General features: G+C 72.4%; 20 protein-coding genes. 2 read left to right on the top strand and 18 right to left on the bottom strand.

Annotated features, from left to right (window positions below):
* Positions 1-111 precede the first annotated feature (111 nt).
* From BKA22_RS11615 to BKA22_RS11595, 5 genes are all read right to left on the bottom strand, one after another.
* Entirely contained in the window at positions 112-1959 is a 1848-nt protein-coding gene (locus BKA22_RS11615; RefSeq protein ID WP_146954163.1) for a DUF4012 domain-containing protein, read from the bottom strand.
* A 128-nt stretch (positions 1960-2087) separates the two neighbouring features.
* The gene (locus BKA22_RS11610) at positions 2088-3539 is read right to left on the bottom strand and encodes an MFS transporter (RefSeq protein WP_223203695.1); all 1452 of its coding nucleotides are present in this window, start codon (positions 3537-3539) and stop codon (positions 2088-2090) included.
* On the bottom strand, positions 3536-3961 hold the full coding sequence (locus BKA22_RS11605; RefSeq protein WP_146954162.1) for a MarR family winged helix-turn-helix transcriptional regulator: 426 nt from the start codon (positions 3959-3961) through the stop codon (positions 3536-3538). The genes BKA22_RS11610 and BKA22_RS11605 overlap by 4 nt, the downstream gene beginning before the upstream one ends.
* A gap of 80 nt (positions 3962-4041) precedes the next feature.
* Entirely contained in the window at positions 4042-5208 is a 1167-nt protein-coding gene (locus BKA22_RS11600) for a nucleotide sugar dehydrogenase (RefSeq protein ID WP_146954161.1), read from the bottom strand.
* Positions 5209-5400: 192 nt separating this feature from the next.
* Entirely contained in the window at positions 5401-6882 is a 1482-nt protein-coding gene (locus tag BKA22_RS11595) for an NCS2 family permease (RefSeq protein WP_146954160.1), read from the bottom strand.
* Positions 6883-7059: 177 nt separating this feature from the next.
* Between BKA22_RS11595 and BKA22_RS11590 the strand changes: the two genes are divergently transcribed.
* On the top strand, positions 7060-7698 hold the full coding sequence (locus BKA22_RS11590) for an arsenate reductase/protein-tyrosine-phosphatase family protein (protein ID WP_146954159.1): 639 nt from the start codon (positions 7060-7062) through the stop codon (positions 7696-7698).
* A 5-nt stretch (positions 7699-7703) separates the two neighbouring features.
* Here the strand turns inward: BKA22_RS11590 and BKA22_RS11585 are convergent, their stop codons facing one another.
* The 13 genes from BKA22_RS11585 to BKA22_RS11525 all read right to left on the bottom strand — a co-directional run bounded on the left by BKA22_RS11585 (position 7704) and on the right by BKA22_RS11525 (position 23253).
* A complete protein-coding gene (locus BKA22_RS11585; RefSeq protein WP_146954158.1) occupies positions 7704-8192 on the bottom strand; it encodes a hypothetical protein in 489 nt (162 codons plus the stop codon).
* On the bottom strand, positions 8189-8551 hold the full coding sequence (locus BKA22_RS11580; protein ID WP_146954157.1) for a response regulator: 363 nt from the start codon (positions 8549-8551) through the stop codon (positions 8189-8191). Before BKA22_RS11580 ends, BKA22_RS11585 begins: the two co-directional genes overlap by 4 nt.
* A gap of 52 nt (positions 8552-8603) precedes the next feature.
* Positions 8604-9056 carry a chemotaxis protein CheX gene (locus BKA22_RS11575; RefSeq protein WP_146954156.1) on the bottom strand — a complete coding sequence of 151 codons (453 nt, stop codon included), beginning with the start codon at positions 9054-9056 and terminating at the stop codon, positions 8604-8606.
* The gene (locus tag BKA22_RS11570; protein ID WP_146954155.1) at positions 9053-9436 is read right to left on the bottom strand and encodes a response regulator; all 384 of its coding nucleotides are present in this window, start codon (positions 9434-9436) and stop codon (positions 9053-9055) included. The genes BKA22_RS11575 and BKA22_RS11570 overlap by 4 nt, the downstream gene beginning before the upstream one ends.
* Positions 9433-10407 carry a CheR family methyltransferase gene (locus BKA22_RS11565; RefSeq protein ID WP_146954154.1) on the bottom strand — a complete coding sequence of 325 codons (975 nt, stop codon included), beginning with the start codon at positions 10405-10407 and terminating at the stop codon, positions 9433-9435. The genes BKA22_RS11570 and BKA22_RS11565 overlap by 4 nt, the downstream gene beginning before the upstream one ends.
* A complete protein-coding gene (locus BKA22_RS11560) occupies positions 10404-11567 on the bottom strand; it encodes a protein-glutamate methylesterase/protein-glutamine glutaminase (protein ID WP_146954153.1) in 1164 nt (387 codons plus the stop codon). Before BKA22_RS11560 ends, BKA22_RS11565 begins: the two co-directional genes overlap by 4 nt.
* Before the next feature lie 241 nt (positions 11568-11808).
* Positions 11809-13407, bottom strand: a complete 1599-nt coding sequence (locus BKA22_RS11555) for a methyl-accepting chemotaxis protein (RefSeq protein ID WP_179561752.1) — start codon at positions 13405-13407, stop codon at positions 11809-11811.
* A 176-nt stretch (positions 13408-13583) separates the two neighbouring features.
* The gene (locus tag BKA22_RS11550) at positions 13584-15242 is read right to left on the bottom strand and encodes a methyl-accepting chemotaxis protein (protein ID WP_223203769.1); all 1659 of its coding nucleotides are present in this window, start codon (positions 15240-15242) and stop codon (positions 13584-13586) included.
* Between the two features lie 89 nt (positions 15243-15331).
* Complete coding sequence (locus tag BKA22_RS11545) at positions 15332-16930, bottom strand: methyl-accepting chemotaxis protein (protein ID WP_146954889.1); 1599 nt, start codon at positions 16928-16930, stop codon at positions 15332-15334.
* A 147-nt stretch (positions 16931-17077) separates the two neighbouring features.
* A complete protein-coding gene (locus tag BKA22_RS11540) occupies positions 17078-18685 on the bottom strand; it encodes a methyl-accepting chemotaxis protein (RefSeq protein ID WP_146954890.1) in 1608 nt (535 codons plus the stop codon).
* 121 nt (positions 18686-18806) lie between these two features.
* A complete protein-coding gene (locus BKA22_RS11535; protein WP_179561751.1) occupies positions 18807-20453 on the bottom strand; it encodes a methyl-accepting chemotaxis protein in 1647 nt (548 codons plus the stop codon).
* Between the two features lie 56 nt (positions 20454-20509).
* Positions 20510-21610, bottom strand: a complete 1101-nt coding sequence (chvE, locus tag BKA22_RS11530; RefSeq protein WP_223203619.1) for a multiple monosaccharide ABC transporter substrate-binding protein — start codon at positions 21608-21610, stop codon at positions 20510-20512.
* A 29-nt stretch (positions 21611-21639) separates the two neighbouring features.
* On the bottom strand, positions 21640-23253 hold the full coding sequence (locus BKA22_RS11525; RefSeq protein WP_146953416.1) for a methyl-accepting chemotaxis protein: 1614 nt from the start codon (positions 23251-23253) through the stop codon (positions 21640-21642).
* A gap of 201 nt (positions 23254-23454) precedes the next feature.
* Between BKA22_RS11525 and BKA22_RS11520 the strand changes: the two genes are divergently transcribed.
* Complete coding sequence (locus BKA22_RS11520) at positions 23455-24930, top strand: glycoside hydrolase family 43 protein (RefSeq protein ID WP_146953417.1); 1476 nt, start codon at positions 23455-23457, stop codon at positions 24928-24930.
* Positions 24931-24946: the final 16 nt, after the last annotated feature.

The following is a 24946-nucleotide window of genomic DNA, read 5'->3' as shown; positions in this document are numbered from 1 at the left end:
CAGGGCAAGGTCCCTAGGGCACCTCCGTGTCGGATCGCGACGCCGAGGCGAGATCGCCTCGCAGGTCTGCCAGCGGGCGCCGGCGGGTCCCCGCAGGTGTCGGCCGGCGTGTCAGGGGGCGCAGGACGCGACGACCGAGCCCGGCGACCCCACCGTCGGGGTCGTGCGGACCACGACCTGGCCGTCGCGCACCGGCACGGCGAACGTGTAGGACTCGCTCTGCCCAGGGTCGAGGGACGACCGCACGACCTGCACGGCTCGGCCGTCGAGGGTCGCCGACGTGCCCGACACCCAGCCGCCGTCCTTCTCGAGGGCGCCCAGGGGTGCGCCGACCGGGGCGTAGACGTTGAGGTTCGTGTCGACCCACCCGTCGGGCCGACCCTCGCGGTGCGCGCCGATGACGTAGTCCGGGTAGGTCGCGATGTCGGCGGGCGGGTCGTAGCTGAGCGAGACGCGGACCTGGGCGGTCGGGTCGGGCCCGTCGCACTGCAGGTCCTCGACGCTCACCTGGACCTGAAGGAAGTAGTCGAGCTTGCCCGGCGTGCCGTCGTTGAGGAACACGCCGACCTCGTCGGCGCTCTGCTCGGACAGGAACGCGCCGGCGAAGTCCGTGCCCAGGATCCGGTCCTGCTCGTCGGGGTGCGCCGACCACATGCGCAGCCGTCCCTCCTCGCCGGCGCGCACGAGGGCCTGGCCCAGCGCACCCACGTCACCCTTGCCCGCGGTGACCGCACCGAAGATCGCGCTCGCCACGCCTGCGTAGTACCGGTCGGCATCGCCCGCGTCCGGGTAGGTGAGGTAGCTGTCGTGCAGCAGGGCGGCCACGACACCGCCCGCGTCGAGCGTGCTGCCGTCGGGCGCACCGATCGGCCCCGTGGCACCCAGCAGGTAGGACACCGCGACCGGGTCCGCGGCGATCACGCCGTCGACCGTGCCACCCGTCTGCTGCTCCCACCGGGCCGCGACGAGCTCGGCGGTGCGCGGGAAGTCCGGGGTCATCGTGGCGTCCTGCACCCAGCGGCCGAGCCGCGCGGTGTCGACCGTGAGCTCGGCGTCGGACAGCGGCAGCACGGGCTCGTCCAGCCCGGGGAGGTCGGCCGTGCTCAGCTGGCCCCTGAGCTCGAGCCGCCCGCCCTGGGCCTGCAGGACGACGACCGCACCGACGATCCCGCCGCCGGAGCGCAGCTCGGCGGAGTTGAGCGAGAGCAGCAGGTACGTGCGCGGCTCGTCGGAGCCGAGCATCGCCGGCAGCAGGGACGCGACACCGGCTCCTCCCTCGAGCGCGGTGGCAGCCTCCTCGAGCGCGTCGCGCGCCCTGGTCACCGGGTCGACGAGCGGACCGAGCAGGCCGTCGGTGTCGATGGCCGCGACGTCGTCGGCGGCGCTGCGCGCGGTCACCGAGGCGTCGACGAGCCCGGGGGCGACCTCGACGAGCTGGGCCAGCACGAGGCGCCCGCGCTCCTCGTCCGCCTCGCGGCCGTCGAGCGCGGTGCCGAGCGAGGCGACCGCCGGGAGGACCCCGACGGCCACGTCGTCGAGCGAGGAGGACACCGTGCGCACCGCGCGCAGCTGGGTGCCGAGGACGGGCAGGACCTCCGCGGCGCGCCAGACCGGGTCGCCCGAGGACTCGCGGGCGGTCCTGGTCAGCGCCTGGATCTGCGGCACCGCGTCGGCGAGCGACTGCACGTCGCCGGCGCGGACCTCGTCCTGGACCGTGTCGACGAGCGCCTGGGCGTCCTTGAGCGCGTGCGCCGTCTGCCATGCGCGGTAGCCGACCCAGCCGAGGGCGACGACGACGACACCGAGCACCACGGTCACGGTGAGCAGTGCCGTGCGCAGCCGGTGGCGCCGCCGGGCGGGCGGGGCGGGCTGCGTGGGCTCCGGCGAACCGGCGGTCGCGGGCGAGCGGGGCGGTGGCGCCTGCTCGGCGGCGTCGTCGTGCTCGACCGGGACGTCCATGGGTCGATCGTCACATGTCCGACTTGTCCTGCGGCAGCTCCGCGCGGTGTTTCACCCGGACGCCGCGGGCGAGGACCGGCGGCCGGCGGTCGGCCCTCGAGGCGTGCCGACGCACCGCGCCCGAGGCGTCAGGCGGCGGACTGCCGGTCGGCCGCGTCCTGCGCGCCGAGCCTGCTCGCGGCGACGAGCCGGGCCCCGCCGCCCCTCTGGACGGGAACTCCGGGACCTCCGGGCCCGCCAGGGCCGTCGGTTCCGTCCGTGCCGTCGCTGCCGTCGGTGCCGTCCGAGCCCCCAGGGCCCGGGCCACCGCCCGCAAGGACGGCGTCCAGGTGGACGACCTCGACGTGCGGGCGGCTGAGCACGTGGTAGCGCACCTGCACGTGCCAGGCACGGGCGGCCCAGACCGCCGCGGCGGTCGAGACGAGCAGCGCGGAGATCGAGCCGATGCCGATGGCCCACCGGGGGCCGAACGTCTCGCCGACCCAGCCGACGACGGGTGAGCCGACCGGCGTCGCGCCGAGGAACACGATCATGTAGAGCGCCATGACGCGTCCACGCATCGCCGGGTCGGTGGACAGCTGGATGGTCGAGTTGGCCGCGGTCATCATCGTCAGCGACGCGAGCCCGACCGGGATGCACGCGACAGCGAACGACGGGTACGTGGGCATGAGCGCCATGACACCGCTGGCGATGCCGAAGGCGAAGGCCGCACCGATCACGAGCCGCACCCGTGGCCGCTCGCGCCGGGCGGCCAGCAGCGCGCCGGTGAGCGAGCCGATGGCGAGGACCGAGCCGAGGATGCCGTACTCCCCCGCGCCCCGGCCGAACTCGGTGCGGGCCATCATCGCGGAGGTCAGCTGGAAGTTGAGGCCGAACGTCGACACGACGCCGACCACCACCATGATCACGAGGATGTCGGTGCGGTTGCGGACGTAGCGCACGCCCTCGCGGATCTGCCCCTTGGCGCGCGACGCCGTCGGCATCCGGTGCATCTCGCCCGTGCGCATGAGCGTGAGCGACAGGATCGTCGCGCCGAACGTGACGGCGTTGATGAGGAAGACCCAGCCGGTGCCGACAGCGGCGATGAGCAGCCCGGCCAGGCCGGGACCGATGAGGCGGGCGGCGTTGAACGAGGCGCTGTTGAGGCCGACCGCGTTGGACAGCCGGTTGGCCGGTACGAGCTCGGCGACGAACGTCTGGCGCACGGGGGCGTCGATCGCCGAGACGCAGCCGAGCGCGCCGGCGAACAGGTACACGTGCCACAGCTGCGCGTGCCCGCTGAGCACGAGGGCGCCCAGGCCCGCGGCGAGCACGCCCTGGCCGATCTGCGTCGCGACCAGCAGCTTGCGGCGGTCGACGCGGTCGGCGAGCAGCCCGGCCCAGGCGGACAGGAACAGCACGGGCGCGAACTGCAGCGCGGTGGTGAACCCGACCGCGACCCCGGACTCGTGGGAGAGCTGGGTGAGCACGAGCCAGTCCTGCGCGACGCGCTGCATCCAGGTGCCGACGTTCGCGACGAGGGCACCGGCGAACCACAGGCGGTAGTTCCGGTACTGCAACGACGTGAACGTCGGACTCATGAGGTGGCGATCCTCCGGAGGAGCTCGATGGCGTCGGCGAGGCGGTCGCGCTCGTCGGGGGTCATGGCGGTCAGGCGTGAGGTGAGCCAGGCGTCGCGGCGACGCCGCGTCTCGAGCACCTCGGCACGGCCGGCGTCGGTGAGGCTCACCACGACCAGCCGCCCGTCGGTGGGGTGCTCGTCCTTGCGGACGAACCCGAGCTCGACGAGGCAGTTGACGGTGCGCGTCATGGACGGCGGCTGGACGTGCTCCGCCTCGGCGAGCTGGCCGGGGGTCATCGGGCCGTCGCGGTGCAGGAACGCGAGCACGTTGAACTGCGGGTCCGGCAGGTCCGCGTCGCCGCGCTCGGCCTTGAGCCTGCGGCTCGCCCTGCTGAGCGAGACGCGCAGCTCGGCGGCCAGCGTGGGCACGGTGATTCTCACAGGTCCTTACCTTAACTCATTACCTTAGGTAAGGAAAACGCCAGCAGTCGGGCGATCCGGGCGTGCGGTGGGGCCGACGCTCAGTCGCGCCCGTAGATGTCCCGCGTGTAGACCTTCTCGGCCACGTCGTCGAGGACCTCGGTGCGACGGTTCGCCACGATCACGTCGGCCCGGCGCTTGAACTCCTCGAGGTCACGCACCACCTCGGAGCGGAAGAACTCGTCCTCGACGAACGTCGGCTCGTAGACGATCACCTCGACGCCCTTGGCCTTCAGGCGCTTCATGATCCCCTGGATCGAGGACGCCCTGAAGTTGTCCGAACCGGACTTCATGATCAGCCGGTACACACCGACGACCCGCGGCTGCCGGCGCAGGATGTCGACGGCGATGAAGTCCTTGCGCGTCGTGTTCGCCTCCACCACCGCGGCGATGAGGTTCTGCGGCACGTCCTGGTAGTTGGCCAGCAGCTGCTTGGTGTCCTTGGGCAGGCAGTAGCCGCCGTAGCCGAACGACGGGTTGTTGTAGTGCGAGCCGATCCGCGGGTCGAGCCCGACCCCCTCGATGACCTGCGCCGAGTCGAGCCCACGCGTGGCGGCGTAGGTGTCCAGCTCGTTGAAGTACGCCACCCGCAGGGCCAGGTAGGTGTTGGCGAACAGCTTGATCGCCTCGGCCTCCGTCGGGTCGGTCAGCAGCACCGGGATGTCGGTCGCGAGCGCCCCCTCGACCAGTAGCCCGGCGAACTCCTTGCCGACCGACGAGCGGTCGCCCACCACGATCCGCGACGGGTAGAGGTTGTCGTGCAGCGCACGACCCTCGCGCAGGAACTCCGGCGAGAAGACGATGCGCGCACCGGGGTGCTCCTCGCGCAGCCGTGCGGTGAAGCCGACCGGGACGGTCGACTTGACCACGACCGCGGCCCCGGGCTCGACGGCCAGCACGGCAGCGATCACCTGCTCGACGGACGAGGTGTCGAAGTAGTTGCTCACCGGGTCGTAGTCCGTCGGCGTGGCGACCACCACGAACGCGGCACCGCGGTAGGCGGCCGGCGCGTCCGTGGTCGCCACGAGCGAGAGCGGGACACGACGCAGGTAGTCCTCGAGCTCGGGGTCGACGATCGGGGACTCGCGCCGGTTGATGGCGTCCACCTTCGCCGGGTCGATGTCGACCGCGACGACCTCATGGTGCTGCGCCAGGATCACCGCGTTCGACAGCCCGACGTACCCCGTGCCCACGATCGCGATCTTCACCGGCGTGCCCTCTCCTCGACGGGGTGCCGGTGGAGCCCGGCATCGCGCACGGCGCCGCGGGGCGGCGTGGCACGCACGCCATGCTAGCCACGCGCGTCCAGCACGCACGCGGGGCCGGCCCCGCCGTGCGGCAGGACCGACCCCGTGCTGGTGCCCCTCGGGGCAGGCGCGCAGCGCGCAGAGAACGACGCGTCAGATCCCGATGGCGTCCTTGATCGGGCCGAGCGCGAAGTAGAGCACGAAGAGCGTGGCGGCCACCCACATGAGCGGGTGCACGGCCTTGGCCTTGCCGACGGCGACCTTGATGACGACGTAGACGATGAAGCCGGCGCCGATACCCGCGGTGATCGAGTAGGTGAACGGCATGAGGATCATCGTGAGGAACGCCGGGATCGCGATCTCGTAGTTCTTCCAGTCGATGCCCGAGACCTGCATGACCATGAGGAAGCCGACGACCACGAGGGCCGGGGCGGCCGCCTCGGAGGGGACCATGTCGACCAGCGGGGACAGGAAGGTCGCGACGAGGAACGCCAGACCCGTGACGACCGAGGCCAGACCGGTGCGCGCACCGTCACCGACACCCGAGGCGGACTCGATGTAGGCGGTGTTCGACGAGACCGAGCCGACACCACCGGCCACGGCGGCCAGGGAGTCCACGACCAGGATCCGCTCCATGTTCGGCGGGTTGCCCTCGTCGTCGAGCAGCTCGGCCTCGGCACCGACGGCGACCATCGTGCCCATGGTGTCGAAGAAGTCGGCCAGCAGCAGCGAGAAGACCAGCAGCACGACGGCGACGAAGCCGATCTTGCCGAAGGCGCCGAACAGCGAGAACTGGCCCAGCAGCGAGAAGTCCGGCACCTCGACCAGCGAGCTGGGCAACGCCGGCGTGTTCAGCTTCCAGCCGGTGGCGTTCTCGGCGCCGAACAGACCGACGTTCGCGACGAGCTCGACGACGACCGCGAGCACCGTCGTGCCGACGATCGCGATGAGCAGGCCGCCGCGGACCTTCTTGACCATGAGGATGATCGCGGTGAGCAGGCCGATCGAGAAGACGAGCAGCGGCCAACCGGCCAGGGAGTTGTCGATGCCCAGCTGCAGCACCGGGTTGCCCGGGCGGACGAACCCGGCGTCGACGAAGCCGATGAGCGAGATGAACAGGCCGATGCCGACCGAGATCGCGACCTTGATCTCGCGCGGGACGGCCTTGAACACCGCGGTCCGGAACCCGGTGAGCACCAGCACGAGGATCACGAGGCCCTCGAGCACCACGATGCCCATCGCGTCCGCCCAGGTCATGCCCGGCAGCGACGCGATCGAGTAGGCCACGACGGCGTTGAGACCCAGACCCGCGGCGAGCGCGATCGGGAAGTTCGCGACGGCACCCATCAGGATGGAGAGCACGCCGGCCACGAGCGCGGTGGCTGCGGCGACCAGGGCGAGGTTCGGCTCCGTGCCGCCGCCCAGGTAGTGCCCGGTGCTGTCGGGCACCGTGCCGATGATGAGCGGGTTGAGCACGATGATGTAGCTCATCGTGAAGAACGTGGTCAGACCGCCGCGGATCTCCGTGCCGATCGTCGAGCGACGCTCGGTGATCTTGAAGAAGCGGTCCAGGGGGTGGAGGGGGGCTGCGGGGGGAGCCTCGGTGGGCGCGGCTCCGGAGGGGGACGATGCCATGGGCGCAGTGTGGCAGAGCCGGTGCAGGACCTGTGTGCGTGTCCCGAAGGAGTTGACACAGCCGTAACGTACGGGCCCCCGCGAGCGTTCCCCGGCGGGCAGTCGGGTGGTCCTGCTAGGCCGATCGGGTCACCGCGGACCCGACGAGCACCTCGGGTGTCGCACGGGCCGGGCATCATGGCGAGAGTGACCCCCTCCGACGTCCCTGCACCGTTCCGCGTGCTCGCGGTGTGCACGGGCAACGTCTGCCGTTCCCCGGCCGTCGAACGGCTGCTCGCCGCCCGGCTCGGCGCCCCCTACCGGCGGCCGGCGGGTCCGGGCGGGGCCCGGCGCGGGCTGCTGCCCGCCGTCGAGGTCGCCTCGGCCGGCACGGGTGCGGTCTCGGGTGCGCCGATGACCGACCGGATGGCCTCGCTTCTGCTCGAGCACGGGTGCGACCCGACGGGGTTCGTCGCACGCCAGGTGACGCCCGGCATGCTGCGCGGGACCGACCTCGTGCTCGCGCTCACGGCGCAGCACCGGTCCGCCGTCATCCGGCTCGAACCCGGGGCCGCGGTCCGCACGTTCACCGTGCGCGAGCTGGCCCGGCTGCTGCTCGACCTGGACCCGGCCGACCTGCCGGGGGCCGGCGCGACGACGGCCGACCGGCTGCGCGCCGTCGTGCCGCTCGCCGCGGCGCGGCGCCGGGCGGTTCCCCCGCGACCGGAGGACGACGACGTGATCGACCCCTACCTGGGCACCGACGCGCAGTACCGCACCGCGTTCGCCCAGCTGGCGCCCGCGGTCCTGGAGATCGCCGGCGCCGCACGCCGGTGACGGCGTCAGATGACCAGGAGCGAGAACTTGCCGCTGCCGTAGCCCTCGACCTTCATGTCCAGGTCCGTGCGGCGCACGTAGGCGAGCACCCACTGCGCGATGTCGGCGGGCAGCGGGTCGCGCGGCTGGTACGTCGCGTCGAGCCGGACGTGCGGGGCACCCTCCGCGTTGAACAGCGAGGCCATCACGTTGAGGATCTCGCCGGCGTTCTCCGCGAGGTTGTCCGTCAGGGTCTCCTCGTAGGCGGCGTCCTTCGCGGCAGCAGCAGGGACGAGCCCGAGCGCGGCACCGACGTACGCGGCGAGCGGCACGTCCATGATGACCAGCGCCGTGAGCGCCAGGCGGTTGTCCGTGTAGACGCCGACGAGCGCACCGGACGGGCTGGTCGGGTCGACCATCCCGCCGCCGGTGAGCACCTCCACGTCGCGGCCGACGAGACCCATGATGAGCTCGCGGACGTCCTTCGCGTTCGGGAGAGGCGTGTCCTGGCTCATGCGAGCACCGGCTCGATGACGTCCCGGAACGCCTCCGGGGTGAAGGGCTTCGCGATGAGGAACAGGGCACCGGCCGCCTCGGCGGTCGCCCGCATCTCGGGCGACCCCTCCGAGGTGACGAAGCCGAAGGGCGTGGCGAATCCCTCACGACGCAGCGCACGGAGGAACTCGATACCGGTCATCTCCGGCATGTTCCAGTCCGACAGGACGACGTCGGGCTCGTCGGCCCGCACCGCTGCCAGACCCGCGGCGCCGTTCTCGGCCTCCCGCACGTCCCAGTCGTACCCCGCCTGGCGCAGGGTACGGATCACGATCTGCCGCATGACGCGGCTGTCATCCGCGACGAGCACACGGATCATGAGTCTTCCTTTCAGATGAGCTGTCCGGTCAGGTGCGCGGGCCGCGCCGTCGTCAGGCGAAGACCCATGTGGACACGAACATGGGCTGTCCGCGCCAAGCGAGGCGCAGCTCGTGCACGAGGACCGCACCTGAGACATCGGGCACTGCGTCGGCAACCTGAGGAAGACCGAGCGTCCCCTGCGTCGGGAGCAACGACTTGATGTTGCCACCGACGACGTTGGCGACCTCGCCGAAGGCGTCCTCGAGGTCGACCCGGGAGATCTCCTCGTCGGCGCCCATGCCGAGCAGCGCCCGGGCGAGGTCGTGCGCGACGGGCATCTCGGTGGTCAGGACCGCGCGACCCGCCCAGTCCCCGTGCAGGTCGACCCACGCCACGACCGGGTCGCGGAACGCGGGCGCGTCGCCCTCGTACGGGACGAGCAGACCGACGTCGCCGTCGATCATGGCCGCGAACACCTCCTGGGCGATCGCGAAGACCTGGTCCTGCTCGACGATGGTGCTCATACTGTCTCCTCGACGGGGACGAGCCCGAGCAGGTCGAGCTTGTCGCGGATGGCGTCCGGCGTGAACGGCTTGATGAGGTACTCGTGCGCTCCGGCGGCGAGCGCCTTCACGATCTGGGAGGTCTCGGCCTCCGTCGTCACCATCATGAGCGTGATGCCCCGACGGCTGGGGTCGTTGCGGACCTCGGTGACGAACTGCAGCCCGTCCATCACGGGCATGTTCCAGTCGACGCAGGCGAGGTCGACCTCGAGACCCGCGTCGAGCAGGTCCAGGGCCTCCCGACCGTGCTCGGCCTGGGCGGTCTCGAAGCCCAGCTGTTCCAGGGTTCCGGCGACGATACGGCGCATCGTGCGCGAGTCGTCGATCACGAGGGCTCTCATCGCTGTGCTCCTACGGATGTGACGGGCGTGGACGGGGTGGTGCGGCTGGCGAACGTGCCGGGCGCTCCTGCGGGGGTGATCCCGACGGAGGCACCAGGTGCGGGGGCCCCGACGGTCGGCCGCTGGTTCGGCACGGGTGTCGTGGCTGCGGGGCTGGCGCCCGCCGGTCGGTACACCGAGCCGGTGCCGACCGGGACCCGGGACCAGTCGTCGTCGACGCCGATCGTGGTCTCGGCGGCGCCGAGGACGAGGATGCCGTCGGGCTTGAGCACCTGTCGCAGGCGCCCGAGGATCGAGCGCTTGGTCGGCAGGTCGAAGTAGATGAGCACGTTGCGCAGGAAGATCACGTCGAACGGGCCACCGATCGGGGCCGGGTCCAGCAGGTTGTGCTGCTTGAACGTGATCGCGCGGCGCAGCTCGTCGCTGATCTGCCAGTCGGTGCCCTGCCGCACCATGTGGCGCACGAGCATCGGGGCCGGCAGGCCGCGGTTGACCTCGAGCTGCGAGTACGTCCCGCTGCGGGCCCGCTCGAGCACCTCGGTCGACAGGTCGGTGGCGAGGATCTCGAAGGACATCGACGGCGGCAGCGCGTCGGTCAGGGTCATCGCGATCGAGTACGGCTCCTGGCCGGTCGAGCACGCGCCGGACCAGATGCGCAGCCGCGCCGACTGACCCCGGGCCGCGACGAGCGGCGGCAGGATGTGCTGGCGCAGCGCGACGAACGGGGCCGAGTCGCGGAACCACGACGTCTCGTTCGTGGTGAGCGCCTCGACGATCCGCACGAGCGAGACCTCGGTCGGCTTGGCGCGGACCGACGTCACGTAGGCGTCGACGTCGGCTGCACCGGCCTCGCGGGCGAGCGGCATCAGCCGGCTCTCCACGAGGTACTCCTTGCCCGGTGTCAGCTGGATCGCGCTGCGACGACGGACCAGGTCGGCGACGTACGTGAACGTGTCACGGGTCAGGGTCATGACGGTCCCCCTCCTGCGCTGACGGCGGCGCCGTGCAGCACACGTTCGACTGTGGGTGCGACATCTGGGAGCGGCAGGATGCGGTGGGCCAGGCCGGCGGTGGCGACCGCGCCCGGCATCCCCCACACGACGCTGGTCGGCTCGTCCTGGACGAGCACGAGACCGCCTGCGGTGACGACGTCCTCGCAGCCGGTGCGACCGTCCGCCCCCATGCCGGTGAGCACGACCGCGAGCAGGTCACCGCCGCACGCGCGGACCGCTGAGCGGAACAGCACGTCGACGGACGGTCGGCAGTAGTTGACGGGCGGGCCGTCGGTCAGCTGCGTCTGCAGCGCCGCGCCGGCGCGACGCACCTCGAGGTGCCGGTCGCCGGGGGCGATGTAGACGTGGCCGTTCTGCAGCGGCACGCCGTCTCCGGCCTCGTGCACCCGGGCGGGCCCCAGGCGGTCGAGCCGGGCGGCGAGCTGACGCGTGAACACGGGCGGCATGTGCTGCGTGACGAGCAGCGGCACGGGAAGCGGCTGGTTGAGCGCCGTGAAGAACTTGGACAAGGCCTCGGGCCCGCCGGTGGACGAGCCGAGGACGGCGAGCCGCAGCGGGTGGACGGGCGGCTCCTGGCGCGTGGTGACGACGCGGGCGGCACGCACGGGCGGCGGCGCGAGCGCACCGGCGGGCCGTCCGGCGGGGGTCTGCTGCCCGGGGATCCCCGGACCGCTGCCGAGCGAGCCCCGCACGCGACCGCCCTGGGACGGGGCCGAGACGAGCGCCTTGATCTTCGGGAGCAGGTTGTCGGCGACCTGGGCCATCGACTCCTGCACGCTGCCGACGTTGGCCGGCTTGGTGACGTAGTCGGTCGCGCCGGCGACGAGGGCGTCGAGGGTGGCCTCGGCACCGCGCTCGGTCAGCGTGGAGAACATGATGATCGGCATCGTGTGGCCGGCGCGGCGCAGGGCCCGCACGGCTTCGATGCCGTTCATCTCCGGCATCTCGACGTCCATCGTGATGAGGTCCGGGGCGAGCTGCTCGACCTTCGACTGCGCGAGCTTCCCGTTGGCGGCGACGCCGACGACCTCGATCTGCGGGTCGCGGGCGAGCGAGTCCGTCACGAGCCGACGGACGACGACGGAGTCGTCGACCACCAGGACGCGGATCCGAGTCACGTGCTCCTCCAAGGGGTGCCGGGCGGGTGCGCGGCGTCGAGATCCTCATCGGCGTGGTCGGGGTGCGGATGAGCGGTCCGTGCGGTCCGGGGGCGGGTGATGTCGGGCGCGCGGCCCGGTCAGGACGGGCGCGAGGACGGGCGCGCGCACAGGCTCGAGGACCGGCGTGAGGACGGGCCCCGGGAACGCGTCAGGGCCCGCGCGCAGGTCACGCGCGGGCCCTGACGGTTCGGGGTGCAGATCAGAGCGTGAACGCCGCCAGGGAGTCCCGCAGACGCTCCGCCTGGGCGGCCAGGCCGGAGACCGAGCCGCCCATCTCGCCGAGCACCTGGGAGGAGGTGTGCGCGGCGGAGGCCACACCGGTGATGTTCACCGCGATCTCCCCCGACCCCGTGGCCGCCTCGGCCACACCGCGCGACATCTCGTTGGTCGTGGCCGTCTGCTCCTCGACCGCGGAGGCGATCGTCAGCTGGTAGTCGTTGATGCTCGCGATGATGTGCGAGATCTCGCCGATCGCGGCGACGGCTCCCATCGTGTCGGCCTGGATGGCCTCGACCCGGCGGGCGATGTCCTCGGTGGCCTTCGCGGTCTCCGAGGCCAGGTCCTTGACCTCACCGGCGACCACGGCGAAGCCCTTGCCGGCCTCACCGGCACGTGCAGCCTCGATCGTGGCGTTCAGCGCGAGCAGGTTCGTCTGCTCCGCGATGCTCGTGATGACCTTGACCACGTTGCCGATCTCCTGCGACGAGGCGCCCAGCCGGGCCACCTGGTCGTTGGCCGAGGCGGCCACGGTCGTGGCGGCACCGGCGACCTTGGCGGCCTCCGTCGCGTTCTGCGCGATCTCGCGGATGCTGGCGCCCATCTCCTCGGCACCCGCGGCCACGGCCTGCACGTTGCGCGACACCTGCTCCGCAGCCGCGGCGACCACACCCGCCTGCGCGGAGGTCTCGTCGGCACCGGTGGCCACCTGGGCGGAGGACGTGGACAGCGACTCGGCCGAGGCGGCCACCGAACGGGACGTCTCGAGCACGTCGGTCAGGGTGGCGCGCAGCTGGGACTGGGCGGCCCGCAGCGCGACCGCGGTACGACCGACCTCGTCGCCGCTGAACACCTCGGCCTCGACCGTCAGGTCACCTCGGGCCAGCCCGTCGACGGCCACCTGCAGCGCCACCACCGACCGGCGCAGCGCGGCGGCGAACCACAGGCCAAGGGCGAGCAGCAGGGCGACACCGACGACCATGACCGCGCCCAGCACCAGGATCGTGCGGGAGGCGGACGCCTCGGCAGCCGTGGCGACCTCCTCGAGGTCGGTGGACACCTGGGCCTCGACCTCGTCGAGGCTCGCCACCATCTCGCCACCCACGGAACCCAGGGTGTCGCGGGCGGCCTGGAAGCCGGCACGGTCACCGGCACGCGCCGGGACGACGAGGTCCTGCTCGACGCCCGTGCGGTAGCCGTCGAGCGCGGTGAGGAACGCGTCGAAGCTGCTCGGCAGCGTGTCACCCGTGGCGTCGTAGGCGTCGGTGAACGCCGCGACCGCGGCGTCGAGGCCGTCGCTCGCCGTCTGGTAGGCGGTGATCTTCTCCTCGACGTCCCCGCCGACGAAGATGCCGATGACGGAGACCGAGTTGCGCGTCGTCCACAACGCGTCCTTGAGGTCGCTGAGCGAACCCGCGACGCTCGTCTGCGTGGCCGCCATCGAGGCGGTCGTGGCGCGCAGCCGGCTCGTGCTGGCCATCGCGACGACACCCAAGGTCAGGGCGACGACCGCTGCGGCAGCGACGATGCCGAGCACCTTGGCACGGACGGACAACCTGGACATGGACCCGGACGACGACATGGGAGGCTCCTCGACGATGGGCGCGGCTGCACTGCCCGCTCGCCCCACCGATCGACCGCCCAGGGGCCGCAGTGACCGGGCGCCGAGTGTGACCTGGATCACTCTCGGCGCGTCGGTGTGCGGCCGCAGCCGCCCGTGGCTCAGGCCGGGCCCGCGCAGCGCGACGCCCGGAGCCCTCAGAACGTGAAGGCGGACACCCGTTCGCGCAGGTCACGGGACAGATCCGCGAGCTCGGCGACCTGGTCGGAGACGGCACTGACGGCAGTCGTGGAGGACTGTGCCGCCGTGGCCACTCCCGTGATGTTCACCGCGATCTCACCCGATCCCGTGGCCGCCTCGGCGACCCCGCGGCTCATCTCGTTGGTCGTCGCCGTCTGCTCCTCGACCGCCGAGGCGATCGTCAGCTGGTAGTCGTTGATGCTCGCGATGATCGCCGAGATCTCCCCGATCGCCGCGACCGCGCCGCTCGTGTCCGCCTGGATGGCCTCCACCCGGCGGGCGATGTCCTCGGTCGCCTTGGCGGTCTCCGAAGCGAGGTCCTTGACCTCACCGGCCACGACCGCGAAGCCCTTGCCCGCCTCACCCGCCCTGGCCGCCTCGATCGTGGCGTTGAGCGCGAGCAGGTTCGTCTGCTCCGCGATGGACGTGATGGCCTTCACGACCGCACCGATCTCCTGGCTGGACGCGCCCAGACGCGCTACCTGGTCGTTGGCCGAGGCGGCCACGGTCGTGGCAGCGCCGGCGACCTTCGCGGCCTCGGTCGCGTTCTGCGCGATCTCGCGGATGCTGGCACCCATCTGCTCAGCACCCGCAGCGACGGCCTGCACGTTGCGGCTGACCTGCTCGGCCGCAGCAGCGACCACACCGGCCTGCGCCGAGGTCTCCTCCGACCCGGCCGACACCTGCGAGGAGGCCGCCGACAGCTCGTCGGCCGAGGCCGCCACCGCACCGGCCGTCCGCACCACGCCCGCCAGGAGCTCGCGCAGGTTCGTCTGCGCGCGGACCAGTGCCGCGACCGCCGCACCGATCTCGTCGCTCGAACGCACCACGAGCGGCACCGTCAGGTCACCGTCCGCCAACGCCTCCACCGCACCCTGGATCTCGCCGACGTCCCGGCGGATCCGACCCGCGACGAGCGAACCGACCAGCAGGGCGAGCGCGGCACCGGCGACGACCGCGCTGATCACCACGACCCGCAGAGTCGCCGCCTGCTTCTCCGCGTCCGAGACCACGGCGGCCGTGCGCTCGCCGAGGTCGTCGACCAGCGCCTTGGTCGCGTCGCTGATCGCGAAGTACACGGTGTACCCGTCACCGAGCAGCAGGGCGTCGGCCGCGGCCATCGACTCCGGCGTGCCCTCGGCGTACATCTCCTGCATCCGGGCGTCGATCGCGTCGAACTGTCCCCACAGGTCGTGCACCTGAGCGAAGGTCTCGGCCTCCTGGTCCGTCAGGAGGCTCGTGTCGATCGAGGCGAGCGCGTCGTCGAGCGTCGCGCGCGAGTCCCGCATGCCCTGCAGGTTCGCGCTGTCGTCCGCCAACGCCTCCTGCGGGCTCAGCCGGTACGCGTCCCAGATGTACGACAGCTGCCAGCTCGCGATGTCGCCGTTGAGGAACCGCACCTCGCCCACGCGCGTCGAGAGCTGCTGCAGCTCGGCCAGGTCGTGCGTGCGCGCGGCGAGGGTCGCGTACCCGGCGAGGGCGACCCCGCCGACGACCGTCGCCACGAGGGCCCCCAGGGCGGCGACGGCACGGATCTTGGTCCGCACCGACCGGTCCGCCCACACGTGGCGGCCGGGTCCTGCGGTGTCGTGGACGGTGGTCGGCTCGATGCGCACGGGTCCCTCTTCTCCAGCGGGTGCGGGGCCAGGATCGGCCCCGCACGCTTCCTCCCTCCCATCGGGAGGAGGACGTTGGTCCTGAGCGCTCAGAAGGTGAACGCGGAGACCTGCTGGCGCAGGTTGCGGGAGAGGTCGGCGAGCTCGGCGACCTGGTTCGAGACGGCACCGACCGCGACCGTGGAGGACTGCGCGGCCGAGGCGACACCCGTGATGTTCACCGCGATCTCACCCGATCCCGTGGCCGCCTCGGCCACCCCCCGGCTCATCTCGTTGGTCGTGGCCGTCTGCTCCTCGACCGCGCTGGCGATCGTCAGCTGGTAGTCGTTGATGCTCGCGATGATCGCCGAGATCTCCCCGATCGCCGCCACCGCACCGGCGGTGTCGGCCTGGATGGCCTCCACCCGGCGCGCGATGTCCTCGGTCGCCTTCGCCGTCTCCGAGGCCAGCTCCTTGACCTCACCGGCCACGACCGCGAAGCCCTTACCGGCCTCGCCCGCCCTGGCCGCCTCGATCGTGGCGTTGAGCGCCAGCAGGTTCGTCTGCTCCGCGATGGACGTGATGACCTTGACGACGTTGCCGATCTCCTGCGACGAGGCACCCAGCCGGGCCACCTGCTCGTTCGTCGCCTCGGCCACACCCGTGGCCGCACCGGCGACCTTCGCGGCCTCCGTCGCGTTCTGCGCGATCTCCCGGATGCTGGCACCCATCTCCTCGGCACCCGCGGCCACCGCCTGCACGTTGCGCGACACCTGCTCGGCCGCCGCGGCGACCACACCGGCCTGCGCCGAGGTCTCCTCCGAACCGGCCGAGACCTGCGAGGAAGCCGCGGACAGCTCGTCGGCCGCAGCCGCCACCGACGCCGCCGTCTGCACGACGCCCGCCATCAGGGCGCGCAGGTTGGCCTGCGCGTCGTTGAGCGAGCCGGCCATGCGACCGAGCTCGTCCTGCGAGTCGAGGTCGACGGCCACCGTGAGGTTCCCGCGGCCCATGTGCTCGACCGTCTGCTGCACCCGCGCCAGGTCGCGCACGATGCGACGGACCACGATGACGACCAGGCCGACCGCGAGCAGCACGCCGACGACCCCCACCGACACGATGATCACCGTCGCCTCGCGGGCGGCCGCATGGCTGGACTCGACGTCCGCGGCGGCACCGGCGGCCACCGAGTCGGTCAGCCCCTGGAGGGCGTCGCCGATCTCGCTGGTGATCGGCCGGACCTGCTCGACGTACGCATCGTGGTAGACGACGGCCCCGTCCTCGGCCAGAGGCATGATCGCGTCCGCGGCGGCCTGGTAGCGCGCGTACGCGTCCTGGAGCGCGGCGTAGGACGCGTCGTCGACGACGGACGGGCCGTAGCCCTCGATGTTCGTCAACGCGTCGGCGTCGAAGCCCGCGCGCTCGTCCTCGATCCCCTGCCGGTCGGCCGCGGCGACCATGCCGTACTCGAGCACCCGCGCCCGGCTCGCCTGGAACCAGCGCTGGGTGTTGACCAGGTAGGCCTGCGGCTCGATCGCCGTCGTGCTCAGGTTCGCGACCGACCGGTCGAGCGCACCCAGCCGCGTCAGCCCGACGGTGGTCACCGTGAGCACGACGAGGACGGCGATCGCGAGCGCCGAGCCGATGCGGATGCCGACGGGCAGGTCGGAGAGCCGGCGGGAACGGGTGTCAGCGGGCGCGTGGGGCATCGTGGGTCCGATCGTGTGGGGGTTCGCCGTGCGGGCTGCGCCGTGCGGAGACGGCGGCGGGGCGCCGGAGCGCACACCGCCCCCATCGGGCGTCCTTCGACGACGATGAGGGCGGTGCGGGGGTGAAGCAGGTTCGGCGCGGAGCCGTCAGAGCCGGAACGAGGCGACCTGCTGGCGCAGGTTGCGGGACAGGTCGGCGAGCTCGGCGACCTGGTTCGAGACGGCACCGACCGCGACCGTGGAGGACTGCGCGGCCGAGGCGACGCCCGTGATGTTCACCGCGATCTCGCCCGATCCCGTGGCCGCCTCGGCCACCCCGCGGCTCATCTCGTTGGTCGTGGCCGTCTGCTCCTCGACCGCCGAGGCGATCGTCAGCTGGTAGTCGTTGATGCTCGCGATGATCGCGGAGATCTCCCCGATCGCCGCGACCGCACCACTGGTATCAGCCTGGATGGCCTCCACCCGGCGCGCGATGTCCTCGGTCGCCTTCGCCGTCTCGGAGGCCAGCTCCTTGACCTCACCGGCCACGACCGCGAAGCCCTTGCCCGCCTCACCGGCACGCGCGGCCTCGATCGTGGCGTTCAGCGCCAGCAGGTTCGTCTGCTCCGCGATCGACGTGATGACCTTGACCACGTTGCCGATCTCCTGCGACGAGGCACCCAGGCGGGCCACCTGCTCGTTCGTCGCCTCGGCCACCCCCGTGGCCGCACCGGCGACCCGGGCCGCCTCGGTCGCGTTCTGCGCGATCTCGCGGATGCTGGCGCCCATCTCCTCCGCACCGGCAGCGACGGCCTGCACGTTGCGGCTGACCTGCTCCGCCGCTGCGGCGACCACACCCGCCTGCGCGGACGTCTCGTCGGCACCGGCCGCGACCTGCGAGCTCGCCGACGACAGCTCCTCAGCGGCCGCCGCCACCGAGCGGGAGGTGTCGACCACGCCCGAGACGAGCTCGCGCAGGCTCGACTGCGTGGACTGCAGCGCGATGACGAGCCGCCCGATCTCGTCCTGACCGTCGACCGACGTCGCGACCGTCAGGTCGCCCTCGCCGATCGCCGTCAGCGCACCGGCAGCCACGTCGAGCCGACGCCGGATGGACCGTGCGACGACGAACGCCAGGGGGAAGGCCACCAGCACGCCGAACCCGAACGCACCGCCGACCTGCACCATCGCGGTGTGCGCGAGCTCCTCGGTGTGCGTGGACAGGGCGGAGGCCTGCTCCTCCTGCGCGGCCGTCTCGACCTGGATCGCGTCCATCACCGCGGTCGTCAACGGGCGGATCGACTCCTGGAAGTACGCCCCGAACGCGGCGGTGTCCCCGGAGTCGGCGAGCGGGAACAGGTCGTCCTGCGCGGCCGCGTAGTACGCGTCGAAGGCGGACACCATCGTGTCGACGGCGGCGGGGTCGACCGCGACAGCCCGGTAGTCCTCGACGAGCGCGTCGAGGTCGGTCCGCCGCTCGGCCAGCTCGGTCACCAGGTCGGCGCGCGTGGCCTCGTCGGCCACGCCGTACTGGATCACGCGCGCACGGTCGCCCTGGTAGGCGCGCTGGATCTCCGTGAGCTGCGTGAGCGGCACGACGCGCGAGGCGTACATCTCGGCGGCGTCCGAGCGCAGCAGACCCACGAGGCGCAGCGACACGACCGTGACGAGCAGCGCGGCGGCGGCCATGACGGCGACCACGGTGACGATCTTGGTCAGCACGGACCGGTCGGCCCAGGCACGCCGCCCGGCGGTGGGGGTGGCAGACGCACTCATGGCTGGCTCCTCGAAGAAAGGTGGGATGACATCCCCCTTCCCATCGACGACGCAGGGCGCGCCGTGAGCGGTCCTCGCGGACCACCCCCGGCACGCCCTGGCGTGCGCTCGCTCGTGAGGATCAGAAGGTGAACGCGTCCACCCGGCCCCGCAGGTCCGCGGCCATCTGCGCGAGCTCGGAGACCGAGCCGCCGATCTGGCCGAGCACGTGCGAGGAGGTCGAGGCCGCGGTGGCGACGCCGGTGATGTTCACCGCGATCTCCCCCGAACCCGTGGCCGCCTCGGCCACACCGCGCGACATCTCGTTCGTGGTGGCCGTCTGCTCCTCGACCGCCGAGGCGATCGTCAGCTGGTAGTCGTTGATCGAGGCGATGATCGTGGAGATCTCCCCGATCGCCGCGACCGCACCGGCGGTGTCGGCCTGGATGGCCTCGACCCGGCGGGCGATGTCCTCGGTGGCCTTCGCGGTCTCCGAGGCCAGGTCCTTGACCTCACCGGCGACCACGGCGAAGCCCTTGCCCGCCTCACCGGCACGCGCAGCCTCGATCGTGGCGTTGAGGGCCAGCAGGTTCGTCTGCTCCGCGATGCTCGTGATGACCTTGACCACGTTGCCGATCTCCTGCGACGAGGCACCCAGCCGGGCCACCTGATCGTTGGCGGACGCCGCCACGGTCGTGGCAGCACCGGCGACCTTCGCAGCCTCCGTCGCGTTCTGCGCGATCTCGCGGATGCTGGCACCCATCTCCTCGGCACCGGCCGCGACCGCCTGCACGTTGCGCGAGACCTCCTCGGCCGCCGACGCGACGACCCCCGCCTGCGCGGACGTCTCGTCGGCACCGGCCGCGACCTGCGAGGACGACGCCGACAGCTCCTCCGCGGCAGCCGCCACGGACGCCGCCGTCTCGACGACACCGGAGAGAGTCGCACGCAGCGACTGCTGGGCACGCCCCAGGGAGGCCGACATCCGGCCCGTCTCGTCACCCGACTCGACGGGGGCGGCGACCGTCAGGTCACCCTCGGCGAGCGCGTCGAGGGCCACACCCACGCTGCGCACCGCACGCGAGACCCGGCGCACGACGACCAGGGCCAGCAGCCCCGACACCGAGGCACCGATCACGAACGACCCCGCAAGGACCAGGATCGTGCGGTCCACCTCGGACTGCCCGGCCGCGAGGATCTCGTCGACCGAGGCCCCCACCTGCCCCTCGGCGAGAGCCAGCGCACGCCCGGCCCAGTCCGGGTCCGCCGCCACGCTCGAGTCGATCGCCGCCGACAACCCCGTGGCGTCACCGGCCTTCACGAACGGCAGCAGCGTGCCGTCGCGGTAGGCCGTCCAGGCGTCCCACCGCACGACGAAGTCCGACCACTGCGCGGTGTCCGACTGCGGGAAGTCCTCGATGACCGCGATCTGCCGCGCGACGTCGGCGTCGACCCACGCCGAGGACTCCAGCAGCTGGGTCCGCGTCGACTCGTCCGTGGCCGCCGCAGCCCGCCGCACCAGCACGTGGCTGCGCGCCTGGTCGGCACGCAGCTCCGACATCGCCGACTGCAGCTGACCGGTCAGCACCGACATCTCGTGCAGGTGCTCACCCGCCCGCCACAGCGCGACCGCGCCGAGCGCACCCACCATCGCGAACACCGTGCCGAGCACGAGCATCGCGGTGGCGATCTTCACGCCGACCGGACGGTCCCAGAACCATGCCGCGCGGCTGCTGCGCACCCTCGCGGTGCCGTCGAAGGCCACCGCGGGCCCGTTCGTCCCTGCCATCGTCCTCGCCCCGTCCGTCCTCGACGTCGTCGTCCTCGACCCTGCCGGCGCGGCGCTCACAGGTCGCCCGCCTCGTAGTAGCCGCTCTCGATGAGGACGGGCTCGTAGTTCTCGACCGTGACCAGCTGGGGGGCCAGCAGGTACGAGGGGACGACCTTCTGGCCGTTGTCGTACGTGGTGGTGTCGTTGACCTCGGGCTCCGTGCCGTCGAGCAGCGCGCGGACCATGGAGACCGCGACCTCCGCGAGCTGACGGGTGTCCTTGTAGACCGTCGAGTACTGCTCGCCGGCCACGATCGACTTCACCGAGTCGAGCTCGGCGTCCTGGCCGGACACGACCGGCAGCGTGCCGCCCAGGCCCGAGACCGTCGCGATGATGCTGCGCGAGATGCCGTCGTACGGCGAGAGCACACCGTCCAGGTGCACGCCCGTGCCCTGGTAGAGGGGCAGCAGGGTCGTCATCCGCTCCGCGGCGACGTCCCCGGACCAGCCCTGCGTGGCGATCGCGGTGAACTCCGTCTGACCCGAGGGCACGACCAGCACGCCCGAGTCGATCAGCGGGGTCAGCACCGACATCGCGCCGTTGTAGAACACGGTCGCGTTGTTGTCGTCGGGCGAGCCGGCGAACAGCTCGACGCTGAACGGACCCGGCGCGGACGTGCGCGCGCCGGTCTCGTCGACGACGCCCAGGCCCTGCAGCAGCGACGTCGCCTGCAGGACGCCCACGCGCCAGTTGTCGAAGGACGCGTAGTAGTCCACGTCCGGCGAGTCCCGGATCAGCCGGTCGTACGACACGATCGGGATGTCCGCTGCGGCGGCCTTCGCGAGCACACCCTTGAGAGCGGTCCCGTCGATCGCCCCGACGACGAGCGCGTCGGCCCCGTCGGTGATCATCTGCTCGAGCTGGGCGACCTGCGTCGGCACGTCGTCCTCGGCGTACTCCAGGTCGACCGTGTACCCGAGCGCGTCGAGCTGCCGCTGCAGGTTCTCGCCGTCGGCGATCCACCGGGCGGACGTCGTGGTGGGCATGGCGACACCGACCAGGGGGGCGTCGCCGGTGGCGTCACCCGACGCGCCGGCGCACCCCGCCAGACCCGCGGTGGCGGCCAGTCCCAGGACGAGGGCGGCTGCCCTGCGTCGCATCCTGTTGCCTGTCATCGCTGCTTCCTCTCACCCTTCGTCGGGTGTCAGTAGGTGAACTGCCCGACAGCGCTGCGCACGTCGGCGGCGAGTCGGGCCAGCTCGGCGGTGGATGCGGTCATCTGGGTGGTGACCGCACTGGTGGTGCCGGCGGCTGTGGCGACGCCGACGATGTTCTCCGCGATCTCGCGGGCGCCCGAGGCGGCCTCGGTCACGCTCCGGCTCATCTCGTTCGTGGTGGCCGTCTGCTCCTCGACGGCCGACGCGATGGTCAGCTGGTAGTCGTTGATCGACGTGATGATCTGGGAGATCTCGCCGATGGCGGCGACCGCCGTGGCGGTCTGCGCCTGGTTCTTGGCGATGCGCGCCGCGATGTCCTCGGCCGCACGGGCGGACTCCTGCGCCAGCTCCTTGACCTCGCCCGCGACGACGGCGAAGCCCTTGCCCGCCTCGCCCGCGCGCGCCGCCTCGATGGTCGCGTTCAGGGCCAGGAGGTTCGTCTGCTCCGCGATGCTCGTGATGACCTTGACGACCGCGCCGATCTCCTGCGCGGACGCGCCCAGCTCGTTCACGGTGCCCGCCGTCGACTCCGAGTAGCTGACGGCCTGCGCCGCGACCCGGGCGGCCTCGGTGGCGTTCTGCGCGATCTCGCGGATCGAGGCCCCCATCTGCTCCGCACCGGCGGAGACAGCCTCGACGTTCCGGGAGACCTGCTCGGCGGCCGCGGCGACGACGCCGGCCTGCGCCGAGGTCTCCTCCGACCCGGCGGCGACCTGCGTCGAGCCGGCCGACAGCTCCTCGGACGCGGAGGCGACGGTCTCGGCGGTGGCACCGACCGAGGTCATGGTCTGCCGCAGCCAGTCCAGCGCGCGGGAGAGCGAGGCGGCCATGCGACCGAGCTCGTCGTGGGTGTCCACGGCCGGCGGGCGGGTGAGGTCCCCGGCGGCGAGCGCCTCCAGGCTCTCCCCGACCACGGCGACCGTCCGCACCACCGAGCGCACGACGCGCACCGCGAGCAGGACACCGAGCGCCAGGCCGACCAGCAGGGCGATGACCAGGAGCCGCTGCAGGCTCGCGGCCTGCCGGGTGCCTGCGTCGTTGAGCTCAGAGGCGTGCGCGGCACGCGCGTCGCCCTCGGCGGTGAGGATGTCGAGCGCCGCGTCGGAGTGCACGTACAGCGTGCTCTCGTACAGCGCGTGCAGGTCGACGTCCTGGCCGCTGTCGGAGGCCAGGATCGCGGTCATCCACTCGTTGTCGATCGCGTCGTGGAACGCCGTGAGCTCGTCGACGAACGGCCCCTGCATGTCGGTCGTCAAGGCCTGCGCCTCGTACTCCTGGGCCTGCTCGATCAGGTGCGCACCGCGCTCGTCGAGCTCGGCGACCAGGTCGGCCCGGTCCTGCGGGTTCGCGAACGCCAGGACGTTCGCGCGCACCCGGCTGCCCTGCAGGTCGCGCTGCATGTCCGCGAGCGCGACCAGCGGGTCGACGGACTCGTCGTACATCTGCTGCTGGCCGTCGCTCAGCGAGCGGGAGACGACGATGCCGAGGACCCCCATCACGGAGGCGACCAGCGCGAGCAGGCCGACGGCCGCCCCGATCCGGACCCCGATCGGGCGGTCGGCGAAGCGGCGACGAGCGGTGGGCGGTGCGGCAGCAGACACAGGCGGGCTCCGAGACGTGTGGGGGCGTGCGCCCTTCTCATCGGTCGTCGGGCCCGCTCGCTGACCGGAATCGCGCCGTCGCGTGCACAGCGGGCACCCAGCCGGGTGGAGCCGCAGGTCGCAGCGTTGCGGTTGACTGTGACGTGCACGCACCCGTGGCCGTCGCACCGTCGCGACCGCCCGTCACGCCCGAGGGAGAGCATGAGCACGCAGCCCGTCATCGCCGGATTCCACCCCGATCCCTCGCTCTGCCGGGTCGGGCAGGACTACTGGCTCGCGACGTCCTCGTTCGAGTACGTGCCCGGCGTCCCGGTCTTCCACAGCCGCGACCTCGTGCACTGGGAGCAGGTCGGCAACGCGCTCGAGCGGCCCGCCCAGCTGTCGACCGCCGGGCTGGTGAGCAACCGCGGCGTCTACGCCCCGACGCTGCGGCACCACGACGGTCGGTTCTGGCTCATCACCACGGACGTCTCGGCGGGCGACGGTCTCGGGCACCTGATCGTCACGACGAGCGACCCGCGCACCGGGTGGTCCGACCCGGTGCGCACCCCGGACGCGCTGGGCATCGACCCGGATCTCACGTGGGACGAGGACGGCCGGTGCTACCTCACCTGGGCGGGGTTCGCCGAGGGCTCCAGCCAGATCCTGCAGGTCGAGCTCGACCCGCTCACGGGCCGTGCTCTGACCGAGCCGCGCGGGCTGTGGAGCGGGACCGGGCTGGCCAGCCCCGAGGCACCGCACCTGTACCGGGTGGGCGACTGGTGGTACCTGCTGATCGCCGAGGGCGGCACGGAGCGCGGCCACTGCGCGTCGGTGGCCCGCTCGCGGCAGGTCACCGGTCCGTTCGAGGGGGCACCGACCAACCCGGTGCTCACGCACCGCAGCACCGGGTGGCCGGTGCAGAGCACGGGTCACGCCGACCTGGTCGAGCTGGCCGACGGCACGTGGGCGGCGGTGCACCTCGGGGTGCGCACCGCGGGCTGGACGCCGCAGTTCCACGTGAACGGCCGGGAGACGTTCCTCACCGGCATCGACTGGGTCGACGGGTGGCCGGTGTTCGTCGAGGACCGGTTCGAGGTCGAGCCGCAGGACCACTCGTTCGTCGACACGTTCGGGGCCGACGCCCCGCTGCACCCGCGCTGGGTGTGCCCTGGCGCGCACCCGGGCACCTTCACCTCGCACGACGAGGACGGCACCCTGCGGCTGCACGCCGCGCCGGCACCGGAGCCCGAGCCACGGGTGCTGGCCGTCCGCGCCCAGGACCCGCGGTGGCACGTGCAGGCCCGGGTCGATGTCGCGCACGGGACGGCCCGGCTCCTGGTGCGCCTCGACGCGCGCCACTGGTACGCGGTCGAGGCCGACAGCGACGGCGTGCGTGTCCGGGTGCAGGTCGGCCCGTTCGCGCAGGTCGTGCACGAGGTGCCGGGCGTCGGCTCGACGGTGGTGCTGCACGCGCGCTGCACCGACCCGGCCGTGGGACCGCAGGGTTTCGCCGACGCGCCGGACGACGTCGAGCTGGGGTTCGACGGCCCCGACGGGTACGTCCGACTCGCCGCTCTCGACGGGCGCTACCTGTCGACGGAGGTGGCCGGCGGGTTCACCGGCCGGGTGGTCGGTGTGCAGGCGGTGACCGGCACGGTCGCCCTGCACGAGATGCGGTACTCGACCGTCCGCTGAGCACGGGCCCCGGCGC

Origin of the sequence: Cellulomonas soli (assembly GCF_013409305.1) — a bacterium.
GTDB lineage: Bacteria > Actinomycetota > Actinomycetes > Actinomycetales > Cellulomonadaceae > Cellulomonas > Cellulomonas soli.
The sequence above is the reverse complement of the archived record's forward strand: the minus strand, read 5'-3'. Positions and strand labels throughout refer to the sequence as shown.